Below are 2,671 nucleotides of genomic sequence, written 5' to 3' on the forward strand. Positions count from 1 at the left end.
CCTGCGCGCGGCCGGAGCTTTGCTCTCTGCCGCACCGTTCCAGCACAGCTATCCGCACTCGTGGCGCTCCAAGGCGCGGGTGATCTATCGCTGCACGCCGCAATGGTTCATCCCGATGGATGCCAACCTTCCCCCTCTCCCCTTCAGGGGAGAGGGCCGGGGAGAGGGGAATGTCGCTGACGGTTGTTCGACTCCCCCTCTCCCAACCCTCTCCCCTGAAGGGGCGAGGGCTAAGACCCTCCGCCAAACCGCTCTGCAAGCGATCACCGACACCCGCTGGGTTCCCGCGAAGGGCGAGAACCGCATCCGATCGATGGTCGAGGGCCGCCCCGATTGGGTGATCAGCCGCCAGCGCGCGTGGGGCGTGCCGATTACCTTGTTCGTCAACCGCAAGACCGGCCAGTATCTGAAGGACCCGGCGGTCAACGCCCGTATTGTCGCAGCGATGCGGCAATCCGGCGTCGATGCGTGGACCGACGAGGCCGCCCCTGCCCTGCTCGGCCCCGATTACGACATCGCCGATTACGAGCGCGTTACCGACATCCTCGACGTGTGGTTCGACAGCGGCTGCACGCATGCGTTCGTGCTGGAAAGCGGCAAATGGCCCGACCTCACCCGCCCCGAAGGCCACGTCGGCCCACGGGCGGACCTGTACCTTGAAGGTTCGGACCAGCATCGCGGCTGGTTCCAGTCGTCGCTGATGGAAAGCTGCGGCACGCGCGGCCATGCGCCATACAAGGCGGTGCTGACGCACGGTTTCACCATGGACGCCAAGGGCATGAAAATGTCCAAGTCGCTGGGCAACACCATCGATCCGCTGACGCTGATCAAGGATTCGGGCGCGGACATCCTGCGGCTGTGGGCGCTGTCGGTCGATTTCACCGAAGACCACCGCATCGGCAAGGAAATCCTCGCCGGGGTGTCGGACCAGTACCGCAAGCTGCGCAACACCTTCCGCTACTTGCTCGGCGCGCTCGCCGGGTTCGATGAGGCGGAACGGGTGGCGGTCGAGGACATGCCCGAGCTGGAGCGCTATGTGCTGCATCTGCTCGCAGACATGGATGTCAAGCTGCGGCAGGCAGTCGCTGACTTCGACTACAACACTTACGTGCGCACGGTGGCGGATTTTGCCAACAACGACCTGTCGGCGTTCTTCTTCGATATCCGAAAGGATTGCCTGTATTGCGACATCGGCCCCGCGCATCCGCTCGGCACCGACAAGCGCCGCGCGTATCGCACGGTGCTGGATGTGATGTTCCATGCCTTGGTGCGCTACGCTGCCCCGGTGCTGGTGTTCACGGCGGAAGAGGTGTGGGGGACGCGCTATCCCGATGCGGGCAGCGTGCATCTGCTGGAGTGGCCGGAGTTGCCGGAGCTGGGCAAGGACAACACCGGCAACCGAGACCTTGATGGCTTGATTGATATTGAACGAAAATGGGATCGTCTGCGCAAGCTGCGCCGTGATGTTACCGAGGCAATTGAGCCCTTGCGACGCGACAAGACTGTGCGGTCCAGCCTTGAGGCCGAGGTTAAGGTCGGCAGCGATTCAACATCTGACGGTGATTTTTCAGCAGCCGAACTCGCCGAATTGTTCATAACGGCCGATGTGGCAGTGGCTCCTGTCGAAATGATTGAAGTCTGCCGCACCAACCACCACAAATGCGGTCGCTGCTGGCGGCATCTGCCCAGTGTAATCGACGACGGCACCTTGTGCGGGCGTTGCTCGGAGATGCTGGCGTGAGCACGCGCAGGTCCCCACCCCGTCTTGCTGAGCTCGTTTCAGCATCCATCCATCGTCTGGGTGCCGAAAGCATGAAGGCGCGTGATACCCGATGGACCCTGAAACAAGTTCAGGGTGACGGCAAACTGGCCATTGTGGGAATCATCGCATGACCCTCACCCGCTTCCGCACCGAAGGCATCGCGCTCGCGCTTGCCATCCTCATTGTCGATCAGGCGGTGAAGTTCATTGTCGCGGGGCCGCTGGCGTTGCAGAGTCGGTTGCAGATCGAGATCACCTCGTTCTTCAACCTCACCTGGGCAGAGAACCGGGGCGTCTCGATGGGCTTTCTCACCGCGAACACCGAGACGATGCGCTGGGCGCTGGTCGCGCTGACCGGGGTGATCGCGGCCATCGTCTTGCTGTGGATGTGGAAGGAGCGTGCGCGCGGCGATATTCTCGCGCTTGCGATGATCCTGGGCGGGGCGCTCGGCAACATCATTGATCGCGCGCGCTTTGGCTATGTCATCGATTATGCCGATCTGCATTTCGGCGAATGGCGGCCGTTTCTGATCTTCAACGTCGCCGATGCGGCGATCACATTTGGCGTGCTGTTATTGCTTGCCCGGGTTCTGATAATCGGCGACAAGCCAGCCAATTCGGAACCTGCTAAATCGGGGGTTCAGGCGGACGGGCCTAGCACGCCTGAAAAGACCGCTCCGGGCAAGCCTGGACATGTGGAGAATGATCATGCGTAAACTGGCCCTTGTTGCGGGTGTTTCCATCGCGGCGACCGTCGTGTCTGCCTGCGGCTCAAGCGGCGGCGTGTTCAACCGCGACCGGCCCGACGAATTCGCCGTCTCGCGTCAGGCGCCGCTAGTGATCCCGCCTGATTTCTCGCTGGTGCCGCCAAGCCCCGGCGCGGCGCGTCCGCAATCGACAAGCGCCAGCC

Annotated in this window: 3 protein-coding genes; all 3 read left to right on the top strand. The window is 62.7% G+C overall.

Translation table 11 applies throughout. The features are described 5' to 3' along the window. On the top strand, positions 1–1,741 hold a 1,741-nt coding region (locus ACEW8G_RS08445), incomplete at its 5' end, for a class I tRNA ligase family protein (RefSeq protein ID WP_373487984.1). A 148-nt stretch (positions 1,742–1,889) separates the two neighbouring features. Continuing rightward, on the top strand, positions 1,890–2,477 hold the full coding sequence (gene lspA / locus ACEW8G_RS08450) for a signal peptidase II (protein WP_373487985.1): 588 nt from the start codon (positions 1,890–1,892) through the stop codon (positions 2,475–2,477). Beyond that, on the top strand, positions 2,470–2,671 hold a 202-nt coding region (locus tag ACEW8G_RS08455; RefSeq protein WP_373487986.1), incomplete at its 3' end, for a DUF3035 domain-containing protein. The genes lspA and ACEW8G_RS08455, both read left to right, overlap by 8 nt.

This window comes from Blastomonas sp. (genome assembly GCF_041747255.1).
Lineage (GTDB): Bacteria > Pseudomonadota > Alphaproteobacteria > Sphingomonadales > Sphingomonadaceae > Blastomonas.

Coding starts and splice junctions, on each gene's coding strand:
- lspA (WP_373487985.1), top strand. CDS start 1,890: ATGACCCTCACCCGCTTCCGCACCGAAGGCATCGCGCTCGCGCTTGCC.